This is a genomic window from Aminobacter sp. P4_H6_2 (genome assembly GCF_056400805.1).
On sequence record NZ_JBFUKO010000372.1, the window covers coordinates 1 to 5,317 of the forward strand.

Below are 5,317 nucleotides of genomic sequence, written 5' to 3' on the forward strand. Positions count from 1 at the left end.
GGCTCGGGCCTGGGCCTCGCCATCTCGCGCTCGCTGGCCGAGCTGCATGGCGGTGCGCTGAAGATCAGGTCGACCGAGGGCGTCGGCACGATCGTGTCGGTGCGTATCCCGGTGCGCCGCGTCGAACGCATGGCCAAGGCCGCCTGACAGCAGCGGCTTTGCGTTCAGCCACAGCTTGAATGGGGCGCTTGCCTTCTCGGGAATTTTTCCCCGAGAAGGCCGACTGGTGCCCTTCTTACTTCATGTCACCGCCGTCACGACCGCCGTGGCGGCCCTGACCGTTGTGACGCGGCAGCTCGTCCTTGGAGATCTTGCCGTCATCGTTGCGGTCCATCAGCGCAAACATCTTCTTTTCGCGCGCCTGGATGGCGTCGGTGGTCAAGGTGCCGTCGCTGTTGGCCGCGTAGCGCGACATGATGCGCTTGGCCATCTCTTCGAAGCGCGCCTTCTCCAGTGCCGCCGCAAGCTGCTCCACCGTGACCTTGCCGCCATTGTCGGCGACGATCTTCTTGATCTGGGTGTCCATGGCGGCAGAAAACTGGTCGAAGGTCAGGCTGCCGCCGGCATCCTTCATCGCCTTCTGGAGCCGCATCTTGCCCGGCCCTCGCATGCCATCGCCGTCATCTTGCTGAGCGTAGGCAGTGCCGGCAACACCGGCCAGGGCGATGAAGGCCAGCGCGAGTGTGGTGGACGTTTTCATGGTACTTCTCCTGTTGCACCGTTTACCCCCGATGCAGTTGGAAACGAGCCCGGCTTCCCACCGCCGGCATCATCGTCTCCCACGAAGCAGACGGTCGAAATGCGTTCTGACCTTCTGCGACGTCTCGTGAAGGTGCGCCTCGAGCACGCCGAAATCGGGCAGGTCGGTTGCCGCAAGCAGCAAGTCCGACAGTCCCGGCGGAACATCGTTCCGCTCGAACGCACCGGTGAGGCACAGCCTCGTCATCTGTGTGATTGCCAAATAGAGCGCATAGGCATCGACCAGGTGCTGGCGAGTCTGCGCGTCGGCAAAGGCAGGCGCAAGCCTGTGGAGCGTGTCCGCCGTGCCCGTGGCATGGCCCTGCCCTTCGATCTTGCCAGTCAGCACCGCGACCTGTGCGATGAACTCCAGGTCGATCAAACCGCCTGGCACGAGCTTGATGTCCCACAGATCCTGCGGCGGCTTTTCGTCCTCGATCATTTGGCGCATGTCGCGCGCCTCGGCGACAACCTTGGCCGCATCGCACGGCAAAGCGATGATGGCGGCAACCTCGATTTCAACCTCATTGCACAATGAAGCATCGCCGGCGATCGGGCGGGCACGGGTCAGGGCCATATGCTCCCAGGTCCAGGCGTCCTCGCGCTGATACTTGCGGAAAGATGAGATGTGGGTCGCAACGGGCCCCTTGTTGCCAGATGGGCGCAGCCTGAGGTCGAGCTCGTAGAGCACACCTTCGGCAGTTGGCGCGGAAACAGCCGCGATCAGACGCTGGGTCATGCGCGCGTAATAGTGCGAAGGGGCAAGCGGCCTTTCGCCGTCCGACTCATCGGCATGCTCGTCGTGGTCGTAGAGCAGGATCAGATCGACATCAGAGCCGGCGGTCAGTTCGCGGCTGCCGAGCTTGCCCATGCCAAGGATGGTCACACGCCCGCCAGCGACCTTGCCATGCCGCCGCGCGAACTCGGCCTCGACGGCTTCAAGGGCGGCCCCAACGGTCAGGTCGGCGAGGTCGGAAAATGCCTTTCCAGCGCGTGCGGAGTCGATCGCGCCGGCAAGCAGCCTGACACCGATGAGGAACTTCTGCTCAGAGGCAAAGATGCGCAGGCGGTCGAGCACTTCCTCGTAGAGCCGAGTGCTTTCGAGAAAAGCCGACAGGCGCGCGGCAAGATAGGCGCGGTCCGGCAGCTCGGACAGCAATGCCGGATCGAGCAGGCCGTCGAAGACATGCGGGCGGCGCGTGATGATCCCGGCAAGGCGCGGTGCCGCGCCCATGATGGTGGCCAGAAGCTTGAGCAGCGCTGGATTGGACTGGAGCAGCGAAAACAACTGGATGCCGGCGGGAAGGCCGGCGAGGAACTCATCGAAGCGCATCAGCGCCTCATCGGCGCGGCGGGTCTTGCCGAAAGCTTCGAGCAGTGCCGGCGTGAGTTCGGTCAGGCGCTCGCGCGCTTCGGCCGACTGGGTGGCGCGGTAGCGGCCGAAATGCCAGCTGCGGATGACGCGGCAAATGTCGGACGGACGCTGGAAGCCGAGCTGGCGCAGCGTGTGCAACGTATCAGGGTCGTCGACATCGCCGGTGAAGACGAGATTGCCGACGCCGGACGAGAGCTCGGGCGCTGCCTCAAATAGCGCCGCATAGTGCCGCTCTACCTCCTGCAGCGACGCCCGGAAGGCCTTCGAAAAGGCTTCGGCGTCGGTGAAGGCAAGCATGTGGGCGATGCGGGCCAGGCCCTCGTCATCTTCCGGCAAGGTGTGCGTCTGCTCATCGGCGACCATCTGGATGGCGTGCTCAACCCGGCGCAGGAACCAGTATTGCCGCTCAAGCGCGTCGCGGGCCTCCATCGTGATCCAGCCGCGCACCGCAAGCTGGTCGAGCATCGGCACCGTGGCGCGGCCACGCAGTTCGGGGAAGCGACCGCCGGCGATGAGTTGCTGGGTCTGGACGAAAAACTCGATCTCGCGGATGCCGCCACGCCCGAGCTTGACGTTGTGGCCTTTGACCGCGACTTCGCCATGGCCCTTGTGGGCATGGATCTGGCGCTTGATCGAATGCACGTCGGCGATGGCCGCATAGTCCATGTACTTGCGCCAGACATAGGGCTGCAGCTCTTTCAGGAAGGCCTCGCCGGCAGCGATGTCTCCGGCGACAGGACGCGCCTTGATCATCGCTGCGCGTTCCCAGTTCTGGCCGCGGCTCTCGTAATAATGCAGCGCGGCGTGGATCGAGATCGCCAGCGGCGTCGAGCCCGGATCTGGACGCAGGCGCAGATCGGTGCGGAAGACGTAGCCGTGCTCGGTGCGGTCCTGCATGATGCGGACCAGCCGCCGGGTCAGGCGCGCGAACAGCTCGGTCGCTTCGTACGGATCAACGATCGCCGGTGCCTCGGGATCGAAGAAGACGACGAGATCGATGTCGGAGGAAAAATTCAGCTCATGGGCGCCGAGCTTGCCCATGCCGAGCAGGATCCAGCCGGAGCCAATTGTCGGGTTTTCGGGATCGGGCAGCTTGAGCTTGCCCTGTCCATGCGCGTCGCTGAGCAGGAAGTTCACTGCAGCGCTGGTGCACAGATCGGCCAAATCGCTCAACCGGCGCACGCTGAGCTCGGCGTCGGCCTCGCCTGCGAGATCAGCGAGTGCAATGAGAAAATGCGCCTCGCCCTTCAGCCGGCGCAGTTGCATCATCAAGGTGGCCTCAGTCATGCCAGCCTCGCGCGGGATGGCCKCAATCGCCTCGCCGATCGCCTGAAGCCGTTCCGTAACGCTCTGGTCGAACAGCCGATCAAGCATCTCCGGCTGCCGGCGAGCGCTGGCCCGCATGAATTCGGAAAGATCAAAAACCGCGGCCAGGAAATCCTGAGCAGATCCGTCGGCTTTCAGGAAAGCAGCGAGCCTATCGAACCCCTCCTCCTTGGCGACGCTCGCCAACTCGAGCATCTCGCGCCGGGCGCGCTCCGGATCGAGCGGCGCGACACTGGCCACAGGCTCCAGCTGCCATTCGGTCGCTGATTTCCGTGCGGCCACGCTTTTCATCTATTCGTCCTTCGATCCGGGAAAGCTCATCAGGACMGATAATCCGGGATTGCCGGGCAAAAGATCAAGGCGGCCGTTGTGAAACTTCATCACGGCTTTGGCGAGACTGAGCCCAAGCCCGGAACCCGGCTGCGACCGGCTCTGTTCCAGCCTCACGAAACGCTCGGTGGCACGCATCCGATCACCTTCGTCGGGAATGCCAAGGCCATTGTCGGCGACCAGCAGGCGAACCTCGTCGCCCTCGCGTCGGAGCGTCACGCTGACGTGCGGCGCCTCAACCGAGCCGGCGGAATACTTGATGGCGTTGTCAACGACGTTGGACAATGCCTGGGCGATCAGTTCGCGATTGCCGCTGATCATGAACTCGCCGTCAATCGCAGCCTCAAGACCAACACCCAGTTCCTCGGCGACCGGCTCATAAAGCTCGACAACGTCGTGAACGACGGCGGCAAGGTCCACCTTGGCCAGGGATTCGGCGGAATAGCCGGCCTCCAGCCGCGAGATCATCAAGATGGCGTTGAAGGTGCGGATAAGCTGGTCGGACTCAGCGATCGTGCCTTCCAGCACCTCGCGGTAGTCGGCCCCCGTCTTCTTGCCCGACAGTGCCGCCTCGGCCCGGTTGCGCAGGCGCGTCAGCGGCGTCTTGAGGTCATGGGCGATGTTGTCGGAGACCTGTTTCAGCCCGTCATTGAGATGGGCGATACGGGCCAGCATGACATTGAGGTTTTCGGCGAGCCGGTCGAACTCATCACCCGCCCCTGTGACCGGCAGGCGRCCGCTCAGATCGCCGGCCATGATGCGCCGGCCGGCCTCCGAAACGCCATCGATGTGCTTGAGCGCGCGACGGCCAACGAAATACCAGATCAGCAGGCCGCCAAAGCCCATCATGCCAAGCGCGACCATCAGCGCCTTTTGTATCACTTCCCGGAACCGTTCCGGCTCGCCAAGATCGCGGCCGACCATCAGCAGCATCTGGTTGGGAAGCCGCAGCACCACCGCAATGGCGTTGTGTCGCTCCTCGGTCACCGCTTCCGACTCCGTTTTTTCGGCAACCGCCGGCGGACGCCTGCCAGCGACTTCACCGTAGCGTTCGTAAGAGAACGGCAGTTCTGTCCAGCCTTCACGCTGGAGCACGCCGGGCTGGATGCCCTGGACGTTGCCCGACAGGATCTGGCCGTTGGGGTCGGCAAGCAGATAGAGATTGGCGCCCGGCTGCCTGGCACGCTGTTCGACCACCCGCACGAGCGTGGGGATACCGCCGCGCTGGTAGGCGCGGGCAAGGCCGAGCACTTCTTCGTTGATGGTTTCCTGCGTCTGCATCATCAGCATGCGCGCCGACAGCGACGTCATGTAAAAGACCAGCAGGACGGCACAAAGAGCAAAAAGCAGCAGATAGAGCGCCGAGAGCCGCGCTGCTGTGGTTTTCATAATGGCCGGCAGTCTGAACGCCATCAACCTGCCTTGAGCATATAGCCAGCGCCGCGAATGGTGTGCAGGATCGGCGTTTCAAATCCCTTTTCGATCTTGCCGCGCAGCCGCGATATGTGGACGTCGATCACATTGGTCTGCGGATCGAAATGATAGTCC

5 protein-coding genes are annotated in these 5,317 nt (G+C 63.6%); 1 reads left to right on the forward strand and 4 read right to left on the reverse strand.

Annotation, left to right across the window (positions count from 1 at the left end):
• The coding region (locus tag AC1DUU_RS22010) for an ATP-binding protein (protein ID WP_476785520.1) at positions 1–147 on the forward strand (147 nt) is incomplete at its 5' end.
• 88 nt (positions 148–235) lie between these two features.
• Here the strand turns inward: AC1DUU_RS22010 and AC1DUU_RS22015 are convergent.
• From AC1DUU_RS22015 to AC1DUU_RS22030, 4 genes are all read right to left on the reverse strand, one after another.
• A complete protein-coding gene (locus tag AC1DUU_RS22015) occupies positions 236–700 on the reverse strand; it encodes an EF-hand domain-containing protein (RefSeq protein ID WP_476785517.1) in 465 nt (154 codons plus the stop codon).
• A 69-nt stretch (positions 701–769) separates the two neighbouring features.
• Positions 770–3,730, reverse strand: coding sequence for a bifunctional [glutamine synthetase] adenylyltransferase/[glutamine synthetase]-adenylyl-L-tyrosine phosphorylase (locus AC1DUU_RS22020; RefSeq protein WP_476785518.1), 2,961 nt, complete (start codon positions 3,728–3,730; stop codon positions 770–772).
• On the reverse strand, positions 3,731–5,182 hold the full coding sequence (locus tag AC1DUU_RS22025) for a sensor histidine kinase (RefSeq protein WP_476785519.1): 1,452 nt from the start codon (positions 5,180–5,182) through the stop codon (positions 3,731–3,733).
• Positions 5,182–5,317 (reverse strand): winged helix-turn-helix domain-containing protein (locus AC1DUU_RS22030; protein WP_476785521.1); only part of this gene is annotated, 136 nt, incomplete at its 5' end. The genes AC1DUU_RS22030 and AC1DUU_RS22025, both read right to left, overlap by 1 nt.